Annotated in this window: 22 protein-coding genes and 1 riboswitch; of the genes, 7 read left to right on the plus strand and 15 right to left on the minus strand. The window is 48.5% G+C overall.

Annotated elements, in window-relative coordinates:
* Window positions 1-54: 54 nt before the first annotated feature.
* Window positions 55-1,281: an AfsR/SARP family transcriptional regulator gene (locus C1A11_RS02230; RefSeq protein WP_102048790.1), complete on the minus strand. Its 1,227-nt coding sequence runs from the start codon at window positions 1,279-1,281 to the stop codon at window positions 55-57.
* 442 nt (window positions 1,282-1,723) lie between these two features.
* Window positions 1,724-2,620: a MucBP domain-containing protein gene (locus C1A11_RS02235; protein WP_102048791.1), complete on the minus strand. Its 897-nt coding sequence runs from the start codon at window positions 2,618-2,620 to the stop codon at window positions 1,724-1,726.
* Window positions 2,621-3,139: 519 nt separating this feature from the next.
* Here C1A11_RS02235 and C1A11_RS02245 point away from each other — a divergent pair.
* From C1A11_RS02245 to C1A11_RS02275, 7 genes are read left to right on the plus strand one after another with little or no spacing between them, the layout of a single operon-like run.
* Window positions 3,140-4,108 carry a transglutaminase-like domain-containing protein gene (locus C1A11_RS02245; RefSeq protein ID WP_242965788.1) on the plus strand — a complete coding sequence of 323 codons (969 nt, stop codon included), beginning with the start codon at window positions 3,140-3,142 and terminating at the stop codon, window positions 4,106-4,108.
* A gap of 29 nt (window positions 4,109-4,137) precedes the next feature.
* Entirely contained in the window at window positions 4,138-5,193 is a 1,056-nt protein-coding gene (locus C1A11_RS02250; protein WP_102048793.1) for a type II secretion system F family protein, read from the plus strand.
* Window positions 5,194-5,206: 13 nt separating this feature from the next.
* A complete protein-coding gene (locus C1A11_RS02255; RefSeq protein WP_102048794.1) occupies window positions 5,207-5,542 on the plus strand; it encodes a hypothetical protein in 336 nt (111 codons plus the stop codon).
* Between the two features lie 48 nt (window positions 5,543-5,590).
* Complete coding sequence (locus tag C1A11_RS02260; RefSeq protein ID WP_102048795.1) at window positions 5,591-6,079, plus strand: DUF4860 domain-containing protein; 489 nt, start codon at window positions 5,591-5,593, stop codon at window positions 6,077-6,079.
* A 13-nt stretch (window positions 6,080-6,092) separates the two neighbouring features.
* Complete coding sequence (locus C1A11_RS02265) at window positions 6,093-6,515, plus strand: hypothetical protein (RefSeq protein ID WP_102048796.1); 423 nt, start codon at window positions 6,093-6,095, stop codon at window positions 6,513-6,515.
* 14 nt (window positions 6,516-6,529) lie between these two features.
* Window positions 6,530-7,075 carry a hypothetical protein gene (locus tag C1A11_RS02270; RefSeq protein WP_102048797.1) on the plus strand — a complete coding sequence of 182 codons (546 nt, stop codon included), beginning with the start codon at window positions 6,530-6,532 and terminating at the stop codon, window positions 7,073-7,075.
* Window positions 7,076-7,094: 19 nt separating this feature from the next.
* Window positions 7,095-8,156 (plus strand): type IV pilus twitching motility protein PilT, encoded by a 1,062-nt coding sequence (locus C1A11_RS02275; RefSeq protein WP_102048798.1) that lies wholly within the window; start codon window positions 7,095-7,097, stop codon window positions 8,154-8,156.
* Window positions 8,157-8,242: 86 nt separating this feature from the next.
* Here the strand turns inward: C1A11_RS02275 and C1A11_RS02280 are convergent, their stop codons facing one another.
* The 13 genes from C1A11_RS02280 to C1A11_RS02340 form a co-directional block, all read right to left on the minus strand.
* Window positions 8,243-9,064: a glycoside hydrolase family 25 protein gene (locus C1A11_RS02280; protein WP_102048799.1), complete on the minus strand. Its 822-nt coding sequence runs from the start codon at window positions 9,062-9,064 to the stop codon at window positions 8,243-8,245.
* A 198-nt stretch (window positions 9,065-9,262) separates the two neighbouring features.
* Entirely contained in the window at window positions 9,263-10,765 is a 1,503-nt protein-coding gene (locus tag C1A11_RS02285; RefSeq protein WP_102048800.1) for an amidase family protein, read from the minus strand.
* A 314-nt stretch (window positions 10,766-11,079) separates the two neighbouring features.
* Window positions 11,080-12,258 carry a putative hydroxymethylpyrimidine transporter CytX gene (cytX, locus tag C1A11_RS02290; protein WP_102048801.1) on the minus strand — a complete coding sequence of 393 codons (1,179 nt, stop codon included), beginning with the start codon at window positions 12,256-12,258 and terminating at the stop codon, window positions 11,080-11,082.
* On the minus strand, window positions 12,259-13,065 hold the full coding sequence (gene thiD / locus C1A11_RS02295; protein ID WP_102048802.1) for a bifunctional hydroxymethylpyrimidine kinase/phosphomethylpyrimidine kinase: 807 nt from the start codon (window positions 13,063-13,065) through the stop codon (window positions 12,259-12,261).
* Window positions 13,066-13,143: 78 nt separating this feature from the next.
* Window positions 13,144-13,446, minus strand: a complete 303-nt coding sequence (locus tag C1A11_RS02300; RefSeq protein ID WP_102048803.1) for a thiamine-binding protein — start codon at window positions 13,444-13,446, stop codon at window positions 13,144-13,146.
* Complete coding sequence (locus tag C1A11_RS02305; RefSeq protein WP_102048804.1) at window positions 13,443-14,090, minus strand: HAD family hydrolase; 648 nt, start codon at window positions 14,088-14,090, stop codon at window positions 13,443-13,445. The genes C1A11_RS02300 and C1A11_RS02305 overlap by 4 nt, the downstream gene beginning before the upstream one ends.
* Window positions 14,083-14,742 carry a thiamine phosphate synthase gene (gene thiE / locus C1A11_RS02310; protein WP_102048805.1) on the minus strand — a complete coding sequence of 220 codons (660 nt, stop codon included), beginning with the start codon at window positions 14,740-14,742 and terminating at the stop codon, window positions 14,083-14,085. Before thiE ends, C1A11_RS02305 begins: the two co-directional genes overlap by 8 nt.
* Window positions 14,729-15,553, minus strand: a complete 825-nt coding sequence (gene thiM, locus C1A11_RS02315; protein WP_102048806.1) for a hydroxyethylthiazole kinase — start codon at window positions 15,551-15,553, stop codon at window positions 14,729-14,731. The genes thiE and thiM overlap by 14 nt, the downstream gene beginning before the upstream one ends.
* Before the next feature lie 13 nt (window positions 15,554-15,566).
* A complete protein-coding gene (gene thiW, locus C1A11_RS02320; protein WP_102048807.1) occupies window positions 15,567-16,085 on the minus strand; it encodes an energy coupling factor transporter S component ThiW in 519 nt (172 codons plus the stop codon).
* Window positions 16,086-16,150: 65 nt separating this feature from the next.
* Window positions 16,151-16,257, minus strand: a riboswitch (TPP riboswitch).
* Between the two features lie 498 nt (window positions 16,258-16,755).
* Window positions 16,756-17,124, minus strand: a complete 369-nt coding sequence (locus tag C1A11_RS02325) for a RidA family protein (protein WP_102049219.1) — start codon at window positions 17,122-17,124, stop codon at window positions 16,756-16,758.
* A gap of 44 nt (window positions 17,125-17,168) precedes the next feature.
* A complete protein-coding gene (locus C1A11_RS02330; protein ID WP_102048808.1) occupies window positions 17,169-18,773 on the minus strand; it encodes an N-acyl-D-amino-acid deacylase family protein in 1,605 nt (534 codons plus the stop codon).
* A 45-nt stretch (window positions 18,774-18,818) separates the two neighbouring features.
* A complete protein-coding gene (locus C1A11_RS02335; RefSeq protein WP_102048809.1) occupies window positions 18,819-20,285 on the minus strand; it encodes a sodium:solute symporter family protein in 1,467 nt (488 codons plus the stop codon).
* A gap of 20 nt (window positions 20,286-20,305) precedes the next feature.
* A complete protein-coding gene (locus tag C1A11_RS02340) occupies window positions 20,306-21,490 on the minus strand; it encodes a YgeY family selenium metabolism-linked hydrolase (protein ID WP_180950215.1) in 1,185 nt (394 codons plus the stop codon).
* Window positions 21,491-21,535: the final 45 nt, after the last annotated feature.

The raw sequence follows: 21,535 nt of genomic DNA on the forward strand, positions 1-21,535 counted from the left end.
CAAAAAAACGTTAAAAACCCGCCGGCTCTCACCGGCGGGTTGCAGATGTTTCGCTTAGGTCCAACAGGGTTTTTCCTGGAACATTTCCTCACTTGCCATATCGCTTACCGGTGCCAGTTTATAGCGCAGTGTAATACCACGCGCGGGGTCTTTCCGGTAATTAGCATCAATACGCCCGCTTACGACACTGCAATTTTCAAGGTTAGTCCCCATCAATAAAATCAAAAAGCGGTCCAGTGCTGGCTGAGTATAAGTATCTCCACGGCGCAGGGTGCTGCAAATCGCCTTACTGACTTTCTCCCCTGCTTTTGAAGCCTTTTCTTTATCGGTTATCGGGTGCCCTTTTCCATCCACCATCCAGCAAAGCATCAGATAAGCAGATTGCCCGTTGCGCTCTAAAATACGGCTGACCACGCGGTAAGCATCAATAAAACTGGGCAGTGCACAGTAATAAGCGCCCGCCATAGCTTCGCTCTCTTTTAATAAGCCCTGCAACTCATTAATCGTCACATTTTTGCTTTCCGTCGAGCGGTCGATACGTCTCAAACACTCCAACAATCTTGGTGAAGGTTTAATGTCATATTCTTTTTGCAGGGTAGCCACTGCATCTTCGTAAACTGATTTTGCCTCTTGGTAGCGCTCCATGGCAATCAGACTTTCGATGTGTAGAATCTTCCACTCTTCCAGGGGATAAAGCGCTGCGGCTTGCGCAGCAATTTCCAGCAGCCGATTATAATCGCCTTTTTCTTGAAAGTAAGCCGCAAGTGTTCGCACGCATTTGAAGTACATTTCGCGAAAATGCACGGCCGCTGCTATCACCCAATCTTCTGCCTGTAAATGAGGCAAAAAATCGCCTGTATAAAGCGCGCAGGCTTTTTCCAGCTCAGCTGCTAAAGCATCCCCTTGCAAACCGCGGCAACGCTTTACCTGGGCTTGAAACGCCTCGACATCTATTTCTGTCGGCTGCTCGCACTGCCAATAGTAGCTGCCGCCTTGAAAGCGAATTGCAACATCCGGTAAACCAGCCCGCTGCAAAAGTCTGCGCAGGTTACTTACGGTTACTTTTAAATTATTTGCAGGGTCTGTAATGTTATCGTCGCGGCTGTACAGCGCATCCATAAAAACATTGCGCGGCAACCCCGTGTCCTTATAATAAATCAGCATTTGCAATGCTTGCATGGCTTTTGTTGTATTGGTTCTTTCCAGCTTAAGAGGAACGCCATTGCACGCGATAATGAAATCGCCTAGCATGATGATACGTATCCCTTTTTCTTGAGCCATTTTTGTCACTCCTTTACCGCACAATCCCAAAACATTTACAAGCTTAGACTTTTTTCAGTATGATTCTATTTCTATTATATCATTATTTTGCTAAACGGCGCTATAATTTTTCTTTTATGCTTTTCTGGTCTGATTTTTTTACAAAAAGCATTGCCTCAGTATTCTACAAAACCTGTGTTAAATCAAATTTTTGTTTCTTACTTTAAAGACAAATGCTCATGCGCACAATCAAAAATATTCAAGTTTTTTGTGATTTTGCTTTTGTTACAGCGTTCCGCTCTCGTTATACCCACTGCTTTTTTAATTTAAAAATGTCTAACAGGAAAAACAGAGCCCGGAGTTAAGCGCAGCGGCGAGAAATGCCGTTGCCCTCATCCGGGCACTGTATATCAAACTCAATCGCGTGTTATCGCTTACAAAGGGAGGTGCAATAATTTAAGATTTACGCTTGTTTATTTGCTTTGTTTTTCTTAATCAGTAGAACCAAAATCACGATTAGAGCTACTGCCCCAAGACCGATACCAACCATACCACCAATGCCGATGCTATTTACAGGGGTCGCGCCCTCTGGCACTGCCTCGTCATCGATGTTAACATTTCCGCTATTCGCATCGCTGGAAGGGGTGCTGTTTGCGGCATTATCGCCGGTGTTATTGTCCGCCTCTGGACCCAGAGGCACTTCCTCATCGGGAACAACTACACCGCCGGGGGCTACCGGTACCGGGTTGTCGGCATAAACGAGGTTTTCTACATATTGTGTATTCGTGTTAATCACCTCGTTGGTGGTGACGTTGGTGGTGTATTTGAAGGTTGCATTCGCACCACCGGCGGTTACGGTTACGGTTTTGCTGGCTGCATCCGCCAAGGTATGACCGCTTACTGTCGGGGCGGTAAAAGTAAGACTCGTACCAGCTGCCGCATAACCCATTACAGAAGGAGCAATCTCGAGGCCGTTCTCGTCCAGATACTGTACGGTGTACAGGTTGGTGTTAACGTTTGCGCTGTACTGCATGACATATGTAATATCGCGGTCAACTTTTACAGAAGCACCAGGGTAAACTGTACCAGCTGCTGCACCGCGCTCGGCGAGGTCTGCACTGGTAAAATAGGTTGCATTGTGAATTTCGCTTGTGCTGTCTACCTGGGGGGCAACGCAGGTTTCATTTGCCTGCACTTTATAAGTAACCGAACGGCCACCTTTTTGTAACGCACCTTCGCCGCCAGCACTAAAAGTAACTTCGTAAGTAGGCACCGCTGCAAATGCCATGGTAGGAAGGTAAGCACAAAGCAAACCCGCGCTTAAAGCAAACGCAGCGAACTTTTTCAGCATCCTTTTCATAAGATTGCACCTCTTTCGGTCGGTATAGATTCTCTTTGTAGTTATGACTATACCAGAGCCTGGTAAATGTTCGGTTAATTTTTTTGCTGGCAATTAATCTTTTTTATTTTGTTTCCTGCCTTTCAGTTCTTTTTTAACCCACAAGTTTTTTCTCCAAGCGCTGAGCATTGTTTTTATCTATTATTGACTCTTGTTTATATAGCAATTGCTTAACACAAGCATTTTGTGCAAGTCTGCAGTTATTGAGCAGAGGCTTTTGTGAAGATAAAATACCAAAAACTTGATTTACCAAGGATTGCATTTTACTTTTTCAAGATGTTTTTGCTTACCCTTTCGTTCGTTTTGCAGATATTTGTTTCTGCTCTAAATTTACAAAAATTGGTGCAGCAGGAAAATTTTCGTGGTACAATAACAAAAAATGACATCTGCGCTTATGCCAGACATTTTATTGAGCAGTTAGCTTTTATATTTAGATAACTTTCCCTTTAAATTCATTCAAGTAAGAAAGGAGCGTCCAGATTGCCACGACCCAACTTAAAGACTGTACAAAGTGCACTGTTGTGGCTGCTGATTTTGGCATGGGCGCTTTTGCTTGCCGGATGCAGCAAGTCTGCCTCTTCTCAAAATAACAGCTCTCATAACGCCGGTGTTTCCGCGTCAACACCCGCCGTCGTACGCCCTAATGACCCTGTTGTGTTGACGCCTTCTGCGGATGGCGTAGAAGTGTACCGTGCTGCTGCCGTATCCATTGACGCTTCCAATAAGTCTCAGGGCTACATTATGGTGAATTACTTTGGCAGCAACCCGAAAGTAAAGTTGCAAATTACGACTCCGGATAACATGAAATATACTTATACCCTGCATGGCGATTGGGAGGTTTTCCCCCTTACCGGCGGCAGCGGCACCTATCAGTGTAATGTGTTTGAAAATATAAGCGGCACTGATTATGCTTATGCTTTAAGCCAAACCATTACCGCAGAAATCACCGATGAGTTTCTCCCCTTTCTTTATCCTAACCAATATGTGAACTTCAGCGCTTCCAGCCGCACCGTAGCAAAAGGCGCAGAGCTCGCAAAAGGCGCAGCAAATGACCTGGAAGTGGTAGATTCCGTATATGAATATGTCGTTCGCCACACCACTTATGATTATGAAAAAGCCGACACTGTGCAAAGCGGCTATCTGCCAAATGTGGATGAAATTCTTGCAAGCGGTACCGGCATTTGCTTTGATTACTCTGCTGTAATGACCACAATGCTGCGCACACAGGGTATTCCCACCCGCCTTGATGTCGGCTGGGCAGGCGACATTTACCACGCCTGGATCAGCGTTTACATCACGGACATCGGCTGGATTGATGGCATCATCGAATTTGACGGCAGCGGCTGGCACCGTATGGATCCTACTTTTGCTTCGAACGAAAAGCAGAGCAAAAGCATTATGAAATTCATTGCAGATGACAGCAATTACAATATAAAGTACGTTTATTGACCATTTGGATAGATTGGAGCGTGGTTCACATGGCAACCAAAACCGAACAAAAAATGCTCACCAACCGGGAACTCTCGGTTTTCTGCGCGCAGATCAGCATGCTCTTGCGTTCTGGCATTGCAGTGCCGGAGGGCATCCGCATTATGCTGGAAGATATTGAGGACGCGGAGGGCGAGCGCATCCTTACATCGCTTTTGAATTGCTGTGAGCTTGGCACACCGCTGAGCGAAGCCCTTGCCCAGAGCAAAGTTTTCCCGAAATATCTCATGGATATGGTTCGCATCGGCGAAGCCACCGGCAAGTTGGAAGAAGTGATGGCAGCACTGGAGCGTTATTATGACCGTGAAGAAACCGTAAGCAAAAATATTCGCAGCGCTGTACGCTACCCAGTTGTTATGATTGTGATGATGGTTTTGGTCGTCGGTGTGCTGGTCATTAAAGTGCTTCCTATTTTTAATCAGGTATTTATACAGCTTGGTACCGAAATGACAGGGCTTGGTGGCAGTATTCTGCAGATTGGTATGACCCTTTCGCAGTATTCCTTATGGTTCGTTGGGCTATTGGCCGCGGCCGCCCTCTTTTTGCTTTATCTCAGTGCTACCCCACAAGGCCGCGCCCTGCGCAGCCGATTGGGAATGCGCTTTTTTGCAACCAAAAAGATTTATGAGCGCCGTGCAAATGCGAGTTTTACCAGCGCACTGGCACTGATGCTTGCGAGCGGCCTCGACACGGATAAAAGCCTTGAAATGGCAGCACAGTTGGTTGACCATCCGGTGGTGAAAGCCCGCATCGAAGACTGTCAAAAGAGCATTGCACAGGGAACTAATTTTGCATCTGCACTGGTAGAGGCAAAGCTTTTTTCTGGTGTGTACGGCAGAATGATTTCGATTGCTTTTAAAACCGGCACCGCTGACAGCGCCATTCAGCAACTGGCAGACCAGTACAGCATGGAGCTGGAGAACGAAATCAATGATCGCATCTTCATGGTAGAACCGACCTTAGTCGCTGTATTTTCGGTCATTGTCGGCATTATTTTACTGTCCGTGATGCTCCCTTTAATGGGCATCATGTCCACGATTGGCTAGCAGGAGGCGTATTATGGCAAAAAACCGTTTCAAAAAAGAAAAACGGAGCGTCACCGGACTGCGCGGCGTGGTATTGCCTATTGTCAGCTTTTCGGCATTGTTTTTGCTGTTTTTGTCTGGCCTTTCTTCTATCAGCAAAACCACACAGGCTCAGCAGCAAGCAAGCCTTGCTGCCGCCATCCGGCGCAGTGCTGTGCACTGCTATGCCACTGAGGGTGCTTACCCTGCCAGCCTCTCCTATTTAAAAGAGCACTATGGTATTCGCTATGATGAAAAGAAGTATCTCGTAGACTATGAGGTATTCGCGAGCAATTTAATGCCTGAGATTACTGTAATTGCTCGCACTTAGCATTAAAAAAATCGCGGCTTAAATGCCGCCCGGCAAGGAGGTGTTCGCTTGCAGCGCAAACACTCAATGATTGATTTGTTTTTTACTTTAACTTTATTTTGCGTTTTCGCCGTTTCTGCCCTTATTGTTGTGGTCATCGGTGCAAACGTTTATCGCTCCACTGTCGCTGGCATGAGCGAAAATTATTCTACCCGCACCGCCGTTGCCTATGTAACCGAAAAAGTGCGTGAAAACGACCGTGCCGGCAGCGTTCAGCTGGGCATCTTACCGTGTGACAGCTCAGTGCCTGCACTTTCTTTGACACGCTACGGCGAACCGCAGTCCATCCGCACTTACATTTACTTTTATGATAGCGCACTGCGCGAGCTTGCCACGACCGAAGCTTATGCAGTCAATCTTGATCCTTCGACCGGGCAGGTGGTGGCCGAGCTGGAGAACGCTTCTTTTGAGCAGCTGGAGAACGAGCTTTTCCGCTTTACCGCAGTGGGCGAAAACGGCCCAGAAGAGTTAATTTTCGCCCTGCACAGCAGCGTTTGAGGAGGCGGTTGCAATGAAAAATGAATCTTCTAAATCCGCATTGTTCTTGATGGAGCTCATTCTTGCCGTGCTGTTTTTTGCCCTTTCCAGCGCAGTCTGTGCACGTCTTTTTGTGTCCTCTCATGTGATTAGCCGTGAAACGCAGGAAGCAAACCGGGCGGCGGCCCTGGCCCAAAGCGCAGCCGCCTGTGTGCAATCTGCCGAGGGCGACTTTGAAGCTGCAGCAAAACTGCTTTCAGGCACAGTCACGGCAGACGGTAAACTCACAGTCTGGTATACTGCCGACTGGCAGCCGTTAGACAATGCCGCCAACGCTGTTTATTGCATGAGCGTTTTGCCCGCGGCCTCTGCCGAGCAAGCCCAGGTAACCGTAACGCAGGGTGATCGCATTCTGCTGGCACTCCCCTTCGGTTGGCATCAGCCGCTGCATCTTTGAAAGGAGGCCCATCTATGCCCCAATTTTCCAAACGGCGTTCTCGCACCGGGCTTTTTATTGGTGCCTCTTCGATTTTAGTGATTTTTGTATTGCTTTGTCTGGTCACATTTGCAGTGCTTAGCCTTGTAAGCGCACGGGCAGACAAAGCGTTGAGCGATAAAAACACAGCGCATATCCAAGCTTACTACACTGCTGAAACCACCGCTTATGAAAAGCTGGCGAAAATTGATACCTTGCTTGCTGAAAACTTGCAGGCTGGTACAGAGGACAAAGCATATTTTGACCAATGTGAATCCGCTCTGCAAGACGCCGGGTACGCTACCCACCGCGACGCGGATGCGCTTTATATTGACTACGCGGTTCCTATCAGCGATACCCAGCAGTTAACCGTAAAAATACGCGTTCACAGCGCAGCCGAGCGCACCGCAGCTGCAATGGCCCCGCGCTCTTCTAAACAGTCTTTCTTTTACGCTATTGAAAGCTGGGCTATCGAGGGCGATAACGCCTGGCAACCCTCTGACGGGCTGCCTGTCTATGGCACCACGGCAATTCCCGATTAGGATAAAGGAGCTTTACACCATGAATTTTGTCACCGAGCTGCAAACTGCAGTTACCAAAGGCGCCTCCGACATTTTTATTGTGGCCGGGCGTCCGCTTGTTTGTAAAATTAACGGGCAGATGACCAATGTGGACAATACGCCTTTAAAGCCGAACGATACCGCCGATTTTGTACGCCAAATCTATGAGCTTGCCGGACAGCGAGACATGGAGCACCTTGAAAAATCCGGCGACGATGACTTTTCTTTTGCATTGCCGGGGGTTTCTCGATTTCGCGTTTCTGCCTATCGCCAGCGCAACTCGCTCGCCGCAGTGGTACGCGTCATCGCATTCGAACTTCCGGACCCCACTGCGCTGCATTTGCCAGCCACGGTACTGTCACTTGCAGAGCGCACCAAAGGGCTGATACTCGTCACCGGTGCCGCCGGCTCCGGCAAATCCACGACGCTTTCTTGCATCATAGACCGCATCAACTCCAGCAAAGCCGATCATATTATTACACTTGAAGACCCGCTGGAATATCTGCACCGCCATAAAACGAGCATTGTAAGCCAGCGCGAAATAAATACCGATACCGAAAGCTATGTCACGGCACTTCGGGCAGCTCTACGCCAAAGCCCGGACGTAATTTTGCTCGGCGAAATGCGAGATTATGAAACCATTACCACTGCGATGACGGCTGCCGAAACAGGACATCTGATTTTTTCCAGCCTGCATACCATCGGTGCGGCAAATACCATCGACCGTATTCTTGACGTATTTGAGCCAAGCCAGCAACACCAAATTGCCGTGCAGCTGGCCATGGTATTGCAAGCGGTGGTGTCACAACAGCTTTTGCCGTCGGTAGACGGCGAGCTTGTACCCGCCTTCGAGATTATGATTGTCAACCCTGCCATTCGAAACATGATTCGCGAAAATAAAATTCATCAGATTGACACCGTGATTTATTCTTCTGCCGAAGAGGAGATGATCTCAATGGATACCAGCATCCTGAACCTGTATAAATCCGGCCTTATTTCTGAGCGAACCGCGCTTACCTTTGCCTCAAATCCTGAGCTACTGGCAAAAAAATTGAAACTTTAAATTTATCGCAACAATAAAAGACCCGATTTTCGGTCCTGACAGGCAGAAAATCGGGTCTTTTTATATTATCAAACATTTTTAAGGCTTTAAAAAATCAGGTTCAAATCTACATCCGGGCCAATGCCTGCAACGCGGCCTCTATCGGTATACTGCCAGGCCACAAACTCATACGGAAACTGCGTGGTTTCGTTATATTCTGCAACCCAAAGCGGATAATCCAAAAGGCGGGTAAGGTCAAAGTGATTGAGCAGCATGCTGCGCGTAGAATACAGCATTACCGGATGCCCCGCGGCCCGGATACGCTCGCAGAAAGCGATTGCGTTGTCGGTGCGCGCCTGTGTGGTTAGGTTAGCGGTGCGCGCAGTTGGCTTCAGCACCTCTTCGTAATCCATCACAATCGGCAGCTCCAGCGAATATTCGCGCACAGCCTCCAGCACAAAGTCTGCTTCTTGCTGGGCTTCTTCTGCGGTAACGGCCTGCGAGTAAAAGTAAACTCCGCAAGGCAGCCCCGCCGCCTGTGCCCCCTGCACGTTTTGATGGAAACGGTCATCTTGATAAATTTCGCCGCTTTCATAGCCTCTGCTTCCAACGCGCACAAAAACACTGCTAATGCCGTCTGCGGCAACCGCTGGCCAGTCTATATCTCCCTGATGAGAAGAAACATCAATGCCGACCTTTGCGACACTGCCGTCCGCTGCGGTATATTGGCGCCTGCCTTTTTCGTCTAATGTCAGCTTGTCCCATTCGTAAGTATGCTCTGCCGGTCCCACCGTTTCAAACGGGGGCGCGGCAGGTTCTTTTTTTGCAAAGCTTTGCCGGGTGTTAATCCAAACGACACCGACAAAAACCAAAAGCAACGGATAAATCAGCCACTTGCTTTTGCGTTTGCGCACTTTTCGTTTTGCCATAAAAACTCCCTTGTTTTTTCTTTCACTGATAGTACGATTTTCGCGGCGTTTTTTCTACAAGATTTTATATCAATAAACCGGATTCTATTTTTCTTAGCTCTGCTGCACCTGCCAAAAGCGTACGTTAATCAAAAAGGAGGCTCTCGCCTCCTTTTTTGCAGCCTTTGGCAACAGCACAAAAGGCCCTAGATATTCGCACTATCTTGTTTGCAAAAATTCCGCTGGTTCCAAGTCCGGCGCGCAATGCGGCGGCTTGCGAAAACGAGAGTGCTGCTCAAAAGAAAAAGCGATTTCAATCAGTCGGCCTTCGCTCCAGGGGCGCCCCATAATTTCCATGCCCACCGGCACCCCAAGCGGTGCATTTTCGTCAGGCGCAAACCCGGCAGGCACAACGATGGAAGGAAACCCGGTTGCCGAACAGAGAGCGCCATTGCGCTGCTGCTGGCTGCCACCCAGTTTGCATACCAGTTGCTGTTGGTGAGGGTAAATAATCGCATCCAAATTGTAATCCGCCATCAGCTTTAATACACGAGTGCGAACGCCAATTTTATTGTACATCTTTTTGTAATAACGTAATGTATTAACATCCAGCGTCATTGCCTCACGCAGATTGCTTTCTGAAAATGGATGGAATTTTCCGCTTTCCAGAATATCAGCCATCGAGTGCACCGGCCAATCTGCTGGTAGTTCACGAAGATACTGGTCGAGGTCATGCGCAAAATCATCCAGATGCACAGATGCTTCTTTGGTCAGCCAGGCCTGGTCGATATTTTCATCGATTGGTACCAGTGTCGCTTCGTTTTCCTCAAATACCTTCATCGCATTTTGCAAAACTATATTTGTGGATTGATTGATTTTTTCTCGGCCAAATAGGCTTTTCAGCACGCCGATGCGAGCGTTTTTCATTCCGTCCAGCTTTAAATGGCCTAAGTAACTTTCTTCTTTTTGGCCCACACAAAACGCTGTTTCGCTGTCTTTCGGGTCATAACCTGCAATGACATCCAGGCAGCGCACTGCATCCTCTACCGTACGGCAGATAGGGCCCGCAATGTCCTGCGTCAGCGAATACGGCACAATGCCTGTGCGGGAGACCATGCCCATCGTAGGACGAATGCCAACCAGACTGTTTGCCGAAGCCGGAGAACGAATTGAATTGATGGTGTCAGTGCCTAAGCCAATGATACCAAAATTGCATGCGATAGAAGCGCCTGTGCCGCCGGATGAGCCGCCCGGCGTGCGTGTGAAATCGTACGGATTCACCGAAGCACCAAGAACCGAGCTTACTGTTTCGCCCCAGATGGCGAATTCGTGCAGGTTTGTTTTTGCAAGAATCAACGCGCCCGCCTTACGCAAACGCTCAACGACAAAGGCATCCGTCGGCGGTACCCAGTCCAGCAAAGCAATAGAACCGGCTGTGGTAGGCAAATCAGACGTATTGAAATTATCTTTGAGCATGATAGGAATGCCATGCAGTGGGCCACAAAGGGCGCCATGCTCTTTTATGTAGGCGTCCATCCTGTCTGCCTCTTCCAGCGCTTTTGGGTTGATGCAAATAATCGAATTTACGGCTGGCCCGCTTTTGTCGTAAGCGTGAATTCGCGCAAGGTAAGCTTCGCACAGCGCATGGCAGCTCAGCTCGCCAGAAAGATAAGCTTTATGAACTTGAGTGACCGTCGTTTCCATTAGAGCGAACCCATTCATGGCAAATCCTTTCTTTGCTCAGACACTATTGTTATTTCCAGGCTGATGTTCATTCGTTTCTTCTATTATAAACAGCAAAAAACGACAAGTCAACGAAACACAAACCCTCGAAAAAAAACGATACTTTGTTTTTCTCACCATACTGTTTCATAAAAACCAGGCAATCTAAAGTTTTTAGATTTTTTGAGGAAATTTCATTGCTAAAACAAAACACGGGCCAAGCATTTGCCAGCCCGTGTTTTGCACCTGTTTATCTTATTTTGGCGCTACGTGGCCAATGTTTTTTGTAAGGTCACATGTAACCCCGTCAATGCCTAAGCTGATTTCACAACCTTGCCTTTCACCTTGTTTACAGTGATGCAAATTAAAATGGTAATTATCATATCCGGCAACGTATTGCCGAAAGCCATGTCGACCCGCATCAATAAGCGGTAAAGCAAAAAGCCGATTACCCAAATAACCAAGTTTTGCAAGCCGAAAGGCTGGTTGCTGCAATCTTTTTTCAGGATATAAAAGTCTGCTATTTGAATGGCAATCATCGGTGCAAATACCGAGCCTATCAGATACAAAAAGCCTGTAATATCTTCCATCGGAAAGCAGATTGCGCCCACAGTGCCAAGAACTGCCGCGCCCACGGCAAACCATTTGCCGCTGCATTTTACGGATATCGACTCACTGGAAATACCGGCAGACCATGCATCCAGGAAGGTTGTAGTAACCGTAGAAAACACGATGATGAGCAGGCCTGCAAATCCCAGCCCTGCTTTGACCATAATCTGTGCAATGTCGGATTCTTCTGTAAAAATAGCTGCACCCATTCCGATTACATACATCCAGCAGCTGACGATGCCATATGTAATCGCACTGACGGCTGTGGCTTTCACCGGATGCTTTGCTTCTCTGGTGTAGTCACTGATGAGCGGAAGCCAGGAAAGCGGCATTGCCACAGACAGCTCAACTGCCGCACCAAATGTCATGCCTTCACCGGAGATGCCGTGGAGCGTTCCTTCGCCAAAAATAACATAACTGAGGACGATCGTCAGCACAAACAAAGCTGCCATCGCCACAGTATTGATTTTGCCCAGATTCTCAATCCCTACGAAAATCCACAGCACAATAAGCCCACCAATCACGAGGCACCAAATCCATTTACCAAGTGCCCACGCGCCATTGGCAGCGAGCGCGCCATCGTATATCATAATTGCAGTCCAGCCAACAAGCTGCATAATGTTTAGAAATGCAAACAGCAGGCATCCTTTTTGACCAAAGCTCATTTTAGCCGTCTCCATTGCACTTTTGCGGGTTTTGCCGCCAATCACTCCGGCAAAAAACAACATCGTACAGCCGATAACATGTCCGATTAAGATAGCCAAAAGGCCTTTGCCAAAGCCGAGCGGGGCAAAATAGGTACCAGTCAGAATTTCAGCAATCGAAACACCGGCACCAAACCAAATCAAGCCGTTTTCAAATAAGGAAGTACGCTTTTGGGTCATTTACTCCACCTCCCTTGCAAATCGGCTTTGCAGGTCAAACGCATGGTCCATCGGGCCGCTGCCTTGACCGAGATTCAACATAGCCGCCAGCGCCCCAGAGATATACTCTTTCGCCCGCTGCACCGACGTTCCCAAATCATAACCTTTTGCAAGGTTTGCGGCAATTGCACTGGATAACGTACAGCCTGTGCCGTGTGTGTTGGAATTATCGATTCGCTTACCCATAAACCACTGCGCCTTTCCGTTGGCGTAGAGCAAATCGTTGGCATCGTTAACACTGTGGCCGCCTTTGCACAGCACCACACAGCCATAATTGTCGCTGATTGTTTTTGCCGCCGCAACCATATCCTCTTGGTTGCGGATAGTAAGCCCGGACAGCACCTCTGCTTCCGGAAGATTCGGTGTCACAACGGTTGCAAGCGGCAGCAGCTCTTTTTTCAAAACTGCCACGGCATCAGACTCAATGAGCTTAGAGCCAGCCGTTGCTACCATGACAGGGTCTACTACAATATTTGTCGCGCCATAGTAGGTAAGCCTTTCCGCAATCGTCCTAATTAAATTTGCAGACGATACCATCCCAATTTTCACGGCATCGGGACGTATGTCTTCAAAAATTGCATCGATTTGTTGTTTTAGGAATTCTGGAGAAGCCTCCATTATTCCGGTGACACCGGTTGTGTTTTGTGCAGTGAGCGCTGTAATCGCGCTCATGGCATAAACACCATTCATAGTCATCGTTTTCAGATCGGCCTGAATACCGGCGCCTCCGCTGCAGTCACTGCCAGCGATTGATAATGCTGTTTTCATTGTTTTGTCTCCTTTTGTTTATTCGCATTATTTTTATAAAGCGACAGAGAGTGGTGCCCCCGGTCTGCCGCTGAAAAATCAGCACTGCTGATATTTCCCGATTTTCTGGTCGATGGATAAAACTTTACCCTCCGGCTGGTAAACCAGCTTAACATAAGCGGATACCTTAGGCGCTCCGGCGCGAATCGCAACCCTTGGACATTCCTGAACAATTTCCATAAGCTGTTCGTAGCTTTCTCCCTCGATGGTGGTTTCAAAGGGCCCTACCTGATAGCGCAGCCCCGTACTGTCGATGTAAGCAATCACTTCGTCTACAATGCGGCAAACCTCTGCATCGCCGTCTACTTGGGGCAGCACCTGAATTGCAATACTTGCACTCATATAAATCCTCCTTCTTCCCAGCTGCAAATTACTTCATCTGCGAGCTGTCTCATTTCGTTCCAGCAGTCACCCGCGCAGCCATCATACACTGCAACCAGATGGTAACCTGCATTTTTTGCAGTTTTCCCTGCATAATACGCATCCTCATAAACCGCAATTTCTTCCGGTACTGCTCCCAGCTTTTTTGCTGCGGCATGGTAAACGTCCGGTTGGGTTTTGCCTGCACCGACCTCTTCACACGAGAGCAGAAAATCAAAACATTCCAAAACATCAAGCCGTGCCAAACACGCCTGCATTAGCGGCTCAGCAGTTGCAGAAGCAACGCACATTCGCACACCATTTTTGCGCAGCTTTTGCAGGTATTGCTGTGCGCCGGGTTTTAGCGGAACATCTTGCTTGTAATGCTCCTCCATATTGCGATTCATCTCCGCAGCAATTGTTTCCGGTGTGCCGGAAAGCTCGTATTCTCGCACAAACAGCGCCGCCGATTGGGTCATGGTCATCGGCTTAATCTGCTCTAAGATAGCCGGTGCAACCTTTGCGATACCTTTGCTGTGCAGGTATTCCTCCGCTAGATTTTGCCAAAAAGGCATCGAATCCACCAGGGTGCCGTCCATGTCAAATATGGCAAAGCGCTTATCCATGCTGCACCATACTCTTAGCCAGCATCAAAAGCTGTGCCGTTGCCTTTTCCGGGTCTTTGGCAGCAAAAACAGCCGAGATTACGGCAACGCCGTCCACACCACTTCCTGAAAGCTGTACCACATTCTCTGCATTGATTCCACCGATCGCAACTACGGGAATGGTAACCGCCGAGCAGATTTCACGAAGTTTTTCCACCGTCAGGTTTCTGGCGTCTTTTTTTGTGCTTGTTCCAAAAACGGCTCCCACCCCAATATAATCTGCGCCTGCTTTTTCGGCGGCAATTGCCTCCTCAACAGTACCTGCGGAAATACCCAGAATCTTATCCGACCCAATCATAGAGCGAATATTCCGGCCTTTGATATCAGATTGCCCCACATGGACGCCGTCCGCATTGCATTGCAGCGCAATTTCTACGCTGTCGTTGATGACAAAAGGAACGCGGTGCTTTGCGCATAAGCTGCCAAGCTGTTCAGCCTCTTTTTCAAAATCCGCCTGGTTAAAATCTTTTTCTCGCAGCTGCAAAAAGGTCGCCCCGCTGGCAAGTACTTTTTCGCATACATCCAAAAGCGACTCACCAGTCTTTAGCCAAGTTCTGTCTGTAACCGCATAAAGCAGCATTGCCTCGCGGATTTCCTGTTTAGAGAATTTCATATTCTACTCCTTTTACCAATTCTTCTTCAGTTAAGTTAAAAACAGCATCAATCAAATCTGTGCGAAAAGTGGCATTGCCGGTTTTATTTTGCAAACGGCGCTGGTCTGCCAGTTCTCCACAAACGCCCATTGCAGCCATGGCAGCGCAAGCAGCCGTGAAAGGGTCTTGCGGCATAGCACCGCAAAAAGCTCCGATGAGTGCTGTCAGCATACAGCCGCTGCCCGTAATACGGGCCATAGTTGAGCAGCCATTTTTCAGCACCATCGTCCACGCTCCATTTGATATAACATCAAGTTTGCCAGATACGGCAATCACACTTTTGGTGCGCTGTGCGAGTGCTCTCACAATTTGTATGGCTTCCTGTAAGTTTTCTTCTGTAACCACGTCAAACGCGCTTGCGTCTACACCGCTCCCCGTGGTATTGGCCCCCGCAAGGGCGCGAATCTCTGATGCATTTCCACGAATCACAGCAAATTGCACCTCTTCTACAAGGCGCTTCGCCGCCTCTTTGCGAAGGGTAGTGCCACCCGCCGCCACAGGGTCGAGCACCACGGGTTTGCCAAGTTGGTTGGCTTGCTTTCCTGCTAGCAACATCGCTTCAACATCTTCAATGGCACCTAAATTGCACACCAGGGCATTGGCTGCGCAAACAGCTTCCGCTGCTTCGCGAATGTCGTGTGCCATCGAGGGAGAACCGCCCGCTGCGAGTATCATATTGGCGCAGTCATTGACTGTCACAAAATTTGTGATGCACTGAACCAGCGGAGCCTTTGTGCGTACAAGGCAGAGTGCTTTTGCAAAATCGAACATCGCCATTCCTCCTTTATCGATTTAATTCGTTCTGCATGCGGTCAACAAGGCCAGTGCGCTGGAAAACCAGCAGTGTCGCAACACCCATTGCTGCACCCACCACCGCGGAGGGCAGATAAAACGGGATATAGTAAAAGGGTGACTGTGCATCCAGTCCATAAAACCATTTCATCAGCGGGTAAGAGGCCATTGCGCCGAAAAAGCCGGTACCTACAATTTCTCCCGCAAAAACAAGCCATATATTTTTCGTTTTACGGTAAAGCAAACCACCCAGAATCGGCCCAAAAACAGCACCCGTAACAGCTTGAATGGTGCGCCCGGACATCATGCGCAAAATACCGCACAACAATGCCGAAGCACAGCCGTACCATGGGCCAAGAAAAACCGCTGCCAGTACATCTACAAAGTGCTGAAACGGTGCCATAGAGGGAAAATACACACAGATGTTCAACACAAACGCAAGGCAGGCGAACATGGCAGCGGCTACCATTTTCCGTGTAGCTACTTTGGTTTTTAGTTTTACTTGTTTCATCGCAAATCCTCCTGAAAATAAAAAAAGCGGGAAGTTACCGGTTTGGTAACTTCCCGCAAATAAATACGAGTACACTTAGGCTTCCCTACGTTGGCATTATCCAAATCAGGTTAATGGGTCGAAGGTCATACCTTCCTCTCAGCCTGTCATACAAGCTCCCCGATATTCAGTTTGTTTCCAGGTTATATTATACATCCGCACTTAGAAGAATACAAGCTGTTTCGCTTTTTCTTCTCTTTTGTTCGCGAGCCGTAGGAGCGCCGCGCCCATCCATGCAAAACGACGGCACTCTTTATTGGCAAAAACAAAACCACGCTTTTGTCCTATTGGCTTAGCCCACAGCCGCGTTACCTGCGTCCTTTATCGTGAAAAGACCCAGGCATAAAAGACTATCTTTTCCCCCGCAGGAACTTCACCATACAAACCACACCTAACACGTAAAAACATGTTTGAGCCAAACTGGCAAGGACGCTGTAAATCTGCAATGTTACAATCATTCCACACACCTCTTTCTATTACACTTGCGGGGCCTTGGTTTGATTATACTACGCATCGATAGGCTGTAACATCTTTTGGATAAAAAACGAGGCCGCCTTTTTACGGGCAGCCTCGTTTACAGCAAATAAGGACGGCAGATTGCAACCGTATTTATCGACAGTTTGCTGTGTGCTTACACTTTAGCAATGGCTTCAATTTCGCAAAGAACGCCTTTGGGGAGTTCTTTTACGGCAACACAGCTGCGCGCGGGATTTGAGATAAAGTATTGCGCGTACACTTCATTAAAGGTGGCAAAGTCTTTCATATCCGCCAAAAAGCAGGTTGTTTTGAATACATTCTCAAACCCGGTCTGGGCGGCAAGCAAAATGGCACCTACGTTTTTGCAGCTTTGCTCTGCCTGTGCACGGATTCCTTCCGGCACTTCCCCTGTTGCAGGGTCAACCGGAATCTGTCCGCTGGTATATACCACTCCGTTGACTTCATAGCCCTGCGAGTAAGGCCCAATTGCCCCCGGCGCATTAGTAGTAGAAATCTTCTGCATCATTTGTTTCTCCTTTTGTTTGGGATGTTTGGCCAAGTATGTTTTTATTTTACCACATCCAGCCCTTTTTTGCGAAGCACTACGCCGTTGCGGTTGCCAGTGTGTTTGCCCTGTTTTACCGTAAGCCCACCGTTGATAAGTACATATTCTATGCCTTCTGGGAACTGCGCCGGATCTGTAAAGGTGCCCTTATCGATAACCGTATCCGGATTGAAAATCGTCAGGTCTGCATAATTTCCAACCTTCACTTCTCCACGCCCTACCATGCGGAAGGTGTCGGCCGGTTTTTTCGTCATCTTATATACGGCTTCTTCAAGCGTCAAGGCTTTATCCTCACGTACATATTTGCCCAAAATCCGCGGAAAAGCGCCATACACACGCGGGTGCGGTTTGCCGCCAAGCAGGCCGTCAGTGCAGGCATTCATTTCCGGGCGTTTCATAAACCGCTGCACATGCTCTTCTGTGCCGTAAAAATCGACCATGCCCACTGCGTTTTCTTCTTCCAGCAATAGGTCAAAAGTTGCTTGGTAGGGGTCTTTGCCGCGCAGTTTGCCAAGCTCGGTTAAGCTTAAGCCAACAGCGTCTTCGTTTTTCTTATGTTTTACGCTCGTTACAAAAATCTGGTCCAGGCCTGCAAACTCTACAAAGTTATCCCAACCCGGAATACCGTGCTCAATATCATATACCATTTTTTTGCGCAGCTCGTGGTCTGCCAGGCGTTCCAATACTTTATCGGTGCCGCCGTCATGCACCCATGGGGGCAAAATAACACCAAGCATTGTGCTGCCTGCTACATACGGATACTGATCAAAACTGACGCGTATGCCCTCTTTTTCCGCCTGTTCGAGCAACTCGATTACCTGTTCGATTTTATCCCAGTTCTTCTTGCCGCACACTTTAAAATGCGAATAGTGGATTTTAACGCCAGATTCCCGACCAATTTTGATTACCTCGCGCATCGAATCAAGAATCGTATCTGCTTCACTGCGCTGATGAATCACGAAGCTGCCATCATACTCTGCAACCACTTTGCACATTTCGATGATTTCTTTTGATTCCGAATAAGCACAAGGCATATAGATGAGTCCTGTTGAAAGACCAATGGCACCAGCCTCCATCTCGCGGCGGGTGATGGCACACATTTTTTCCAGTTCTTCTTCGTTCGGCTGGCGGTTTTCAAGGCCCATTGCTTCCATGCGGATGTTCCCGTGCGGAACTAGATAGCATTCATTCAGCCCCGGGCGCACGTCGCTGATCATTTTTAGATAGCCTTCTGTGTTTTTATAGTTCCAGTCGATATCATCCGAATCGCCGTCGAGCCCGGCCAGATTTTTGCGCCATGGGCTGATATATTCCTGCGGCAACGGCGCAAGAGAGATACCGTCCTGTCCGAGGATTTCGGTGGTAATACCCTGCATCAACTTCGGTGCGACCGATGGCTCCAGTAGTACCTGCAGGTCGCTGTGGCTGTGGGTGTCAATAAAGCCGGGGGCCACCACTAAGCCGGCCGCATCGATGATTTCCATATCTGGTTGGGGTGCAATTTCCCCGATCTCGGCAATGCGGTCATCTTCCACCAGAACGTTAGCTTTGTATCCAGGCCTGCCGGTTCCATCCACCACAGTCCCGCCAACAATTAGTTTTTTCATACTTTTCACCTCAGCAATAATTCAATCTAAATTCGTGCAAACAGCTTAAACATTTTCGAACTGAATTTCCGGAGCTGGTTCGACGCCCAAACGACGGTCGATAGCAGAGCAGAGGAAAATGGTCACAAACGCTACAATGCCACCGGGCACCATTGCACTCAACCCCCACGGGCTGTGCATTACATAAATCCAAATTGCTGCGACGACGGTGCCGAGAACGATAGAGATAAACCCAGCCCGCTTCGTGACATTTTTATAGAACAGACCACAGATAAAGGCGGCGAAGGGTCCTGCACTGCGCAGTGCAAATGCGCCCATCATAACACTGATGATGTTGGAAGCGGTCAGCGCAATACCAAGGCCAACCACACCTACTACCACCATGGTCAAACGCGAAATCCAAACTTCTTTCTGGTCATTTTTGACGCCGTGGTTGAGATAGGGACGGAACACGTCGTTGGTGAACATGGTAGCAGTACCAATCATATTGCCGGAAGCGCTGCTCATCGTTGCCGCAACAATGGCTGCCAGCACAAGACCAGCCACCACAGCAGGCGCAAATCGGATGGTAGCATCTGCCAAGGCATTCTTTTGTGCGCCGCTTGCTGCGTATCCATCAATGCAGACGTAAGCAACCAGACCGATGATGGCCGGAACAATCGCATAAGCTGCGCTGAGCAAACCAGCGATTACGGAGCCTACTTTTGCAGACTTGCCATCTTTCGCAGAACAGTAAGTCTGTACAATTTCCTGCCCGGTCGGGAAGGTCATGCAGTACATCGCTATGTAACCGATAATGGTGGGCAGACCGATTTTTGTCATGCTCAGCAGGTTCAGTTCGCCGCTCATTGCCTGTGCTTTGGTAAACAGTGCAGTAAAGCCGCCAACATCTTTGCTGTTAACCATAATCAGCATTGCAATCGTCATGCCAACGGTAATAAAAACAACGTGCATCATATTTGCTGCAGTTACAGAGGAGAACCCGCCAATCATGGTATAAAGAATGACCACGATGGTAGTAACGATGGCCGCTGTGCGGAAGCTAACGCCTGTAACTACGTTGATAATGGAAGCCGTCGCAATAATCTGCGCACCGGTTGCCATGAACAGCGCTAAAATAGAGGTAAAAGCAGTAAAAATGTGGGATGGTTTGCCGTATCTTTTGCTGATAATTTCCGGCACAGTGCTTGCCGAAGAACGCCGAAAATAGGGCGCAATAAAAGAAACCACAACAAAACCAATACCTGCCGCAATTACATACCAGCAAGCAGATAAACCAAACGATAATACGTTGGTTGCAATGCCGGTGGTACTGGCACCGCCTGTGTTGGCTGCAAACAAGGTGCCTGCCAACACCACCGGACCCAAAGATTTGCCCGCCATCAGAAAATCATCATTGCTTTGCGAAGCCGCCTTCGCTTTTTTGCGATTAGAGATAACCAAGCCAAGTGCCACAGTTGCCGCCATATAAAGCAAAATAATAACGAGTGCCGTGATTTGTGTGCTGTTCATAACAAATTCCTCCTGTTTTTTTATTTTAACAACGCCTGCATGACGCCGTAATAACAATCGGTAACCTTTGCCAGCTGATCGATTTCAATGTACTCATTGAGCGTGTGTGCCAAATTTTCCTGCGAGGGTCCAAGGCCAAACGTGCGAATTCCCGCCTCGCCTGCATAGTGGCTGCCGTTGGTGCAGAAATTGTATTGTGTGATGGAAGGCATGTAACCCATCTCTTTTAAGCGGCTCGCTACGTCTTGTACAAAGGTTTCTTTTTCGTCATACAGCCAGCCGGGGAAGAAGCGTTCTCCAGTAATCTCATGGCCGGTATGACATTTTTCTTGCCCTACCGCATAGCTCACCTTCACTTTCAGCTCCGGGTCTTCTTCCATCATGCGCGCAAGCAGCGCCTTTAGTGGGGCAAGCACCGTCTCTTTGGTTTCACCTACCAGCAGGCGGCGGTCATAAGTAGCGCGGCAATATTCCGGCACAACGGATGCGCCGGGGTAAGGCGCACTTTTAATATCAGTAAGCTCCAAAATGCCGTTGCCCAGCACAGGATGATGGGTCGGGGCAAGCGTACGGATTGCTTCAATCACCTTTGCCATTTTGTAAACGGCATTAATGCCTTTTTCCGGGTTAGCACTGTGGCAGGGCTTACCGAAAGTTTCTACCACAATTTCAGCACGGCCGCGTTGGCCAATCTTCAAGTTCAGCTGGCTCGCTTCACCAATTACTACATAGTCCGGGTTTACGGCTTTACTGATTGCCCTTGCAGCAACCCCTTCAAAGCACTCCTCATGTACTACACCCGCTACATAAACTTCACCTGCAAACTGCTTTTCGGTGTCCCGTGCAAAATTAGCCGCAGCACAGACCATGGCAGACAACGCACCTTTCATATCGCTGGTGCCGCGCCCGTAGATGCGCCCCTCGTGAATCTCTGCAGCGAAGGGCGGATATTTCCACTCTGCCGGATCGCTGACAGGCACGGTATCCATATGGCCATCAAACAACAGCTTTTTGCCGGGGCGATTGCCTTTGATGCAACCGACAAGGTTTCCATAGTCGTCCACAGCAACCTCGTCAAATCCATTTTCCCGCATATAGTCTTTCAGCACCGATACCACACCCTGCTCTTCGCCGGAATAGCTTTTCTGCTGTATCAATGCCTGACAGAGTTCTATGACTGCGTTCTCACGTTCTTTGCTCAGCATACTAAATTCCTCCTATTGGTCAAAAAATCATTATTTTCTTTTCAG

The sequence above is a fragment of the Pygmaiobacter massiliensis genome, from assembly GCF_900199435.1.
GTDB lineage: Bacteria > Bacillota > Clostridia > Oscillospirales > Ruminococcaceae > Pygmaiobacter > Pygmaiobacter massiliensis.

Bases quoted from the DNA above. Each gene is read 5' to 3' on its own strand.
- C1A11_RS02230 (WP_102048790.1), bottom strand. From the start codon at position 1,281: ATGGCTCAAGAAAAAGGGATACGTATCATCATGCTAGGCGATTTCATT.
- C1A11_RS02235 (WP_102048791.1), bottom strand. From the start codon at position 2,620: ATGAAAAGGATGCTGAAAAAGTTCGCTGCGTTTGCTTTAAGCGCGGGT.
- C1A11_RS02250 (WP_102048793.1), top strand. From the start codon at position 4,138: ATGGCAACCAAAACCGAACAAAAAATGCTCACCAACCGGGAACTCTCG.
- C1A11_RS02255 (WP_102048794.1), top strand. From the start codon at position 5,207: ATGGCAAAAAACCGTTTCAAAAAAGAAAAACGGAGCGTCACCGGACTG.
- C1A11_RS02265 (WP_102048796.1), top strand. From the start codon at position 6,093: ATGAAAAATGAATCTTCTAAATCCGCATTGTTCTTGATGGAGCTCATT.
- C1A11_RS02270 (WP_102048797.1), top strand. From the start codon at position 6,530: ATGCCCCAATTTTCCAAACGGCGTTCTCGCACCGGGCTTTTTATTGGT.
- C1A11_RS02275 (WP_102048798.1), top strand. From the start codon at position 7,095: ATGAATTTTGTCACCGAGCTGCAAACTGCAGTTACCAAAGGCGCCTCC.
- C1A11_RS02280 (WP_102048799.1), bottom strand. From the start codon at position 9,064: ATGGCAAAACGAAAAGTGCGCAAACGCAAAAGCAAGTGGCTGATTTAT.
- C1A11_RS02285 (WP_102048800.1), bottom strand. From the start codon at position 10,765: ATGAATGGGTTCGCTCTAATGGAAACGACGGTCACTCAAGTTCATAAA.
- cytX (WP_102048801.1), bottom strand. From the start codon at position 12,258: ATGACCCAAAAGCGTACTTCCTTATTTGAAAACGGCTTGATTTGGTTT.
- thiD (WP_102048802.1), bottom strand. From the start codon at position 13,065: ATGAAAACAGCATTATCAATCGCTGGCAGTGACTGCAGCGGAGGCGCC.
- C1A11_RS02300 (WP_102048803.1), bottom strand. From the start codon at position 13,446: ATGAGTGCAAGTATTGCAATTCAGGTGCTGCCCCAAGTAGACGGCGAT.
- C1A11_RS02305 (WP_102048804.1), bottom strand. From the start codon at position 14,090: ATGGATAAGCGCTTTGCCATATTTGACATGGACGGCACCCTGGTGGAT.
- thiE (WP_102048805.1), bottom strand. From the start codon at position 14,742: ATGAAATTCTCTAAACAGGAAATCCGCGAGGCAATGCTGCTTTATGCG.
- thiM (WP_102048806.1), bottom strand. From the start codon at position 15,553: ATGTTCGATTTTGCAAAAGCACTCTGCCTTGTACGCACAAAGGCTCCG.
- thiW (WP_102048807.1), bottom strand. From the start codon at position 16,085: ATGAAACAAGTAAAACTAAAAACCAAAGTAGCTACACGGAAAATGGTA.
- C1A11_RS02325 (WP_102049219.1), bottom strand. From the start codon at position 17,124: ATGCAGAAGATTTCTACTACTAATGCGCCGGGGGCAATTGGGCCTTAC.
- C1A11_RS02330 (WP_102048808.1), bottom strand. From the start codon at position 18,773: ATGAAAAAACTAATTGTTGGCGGGACTGTGGTGGATGGAACCGGCAGG.
- C1A11_RS02335 (WP_102048809.1), bottom strand. From the start codon at position 20,285: ATGAACAGCACACAAATCACGGCACTCGTTATTATTTTGCTTTATATG.
- C1A11_RS02340 (WP_180950215.1), bottom strand. From the start codon at position 21,490: ATGCTGAGCAAAGAACGTGAGAACGCAGTCATAGAACTCTGTCAGGCA.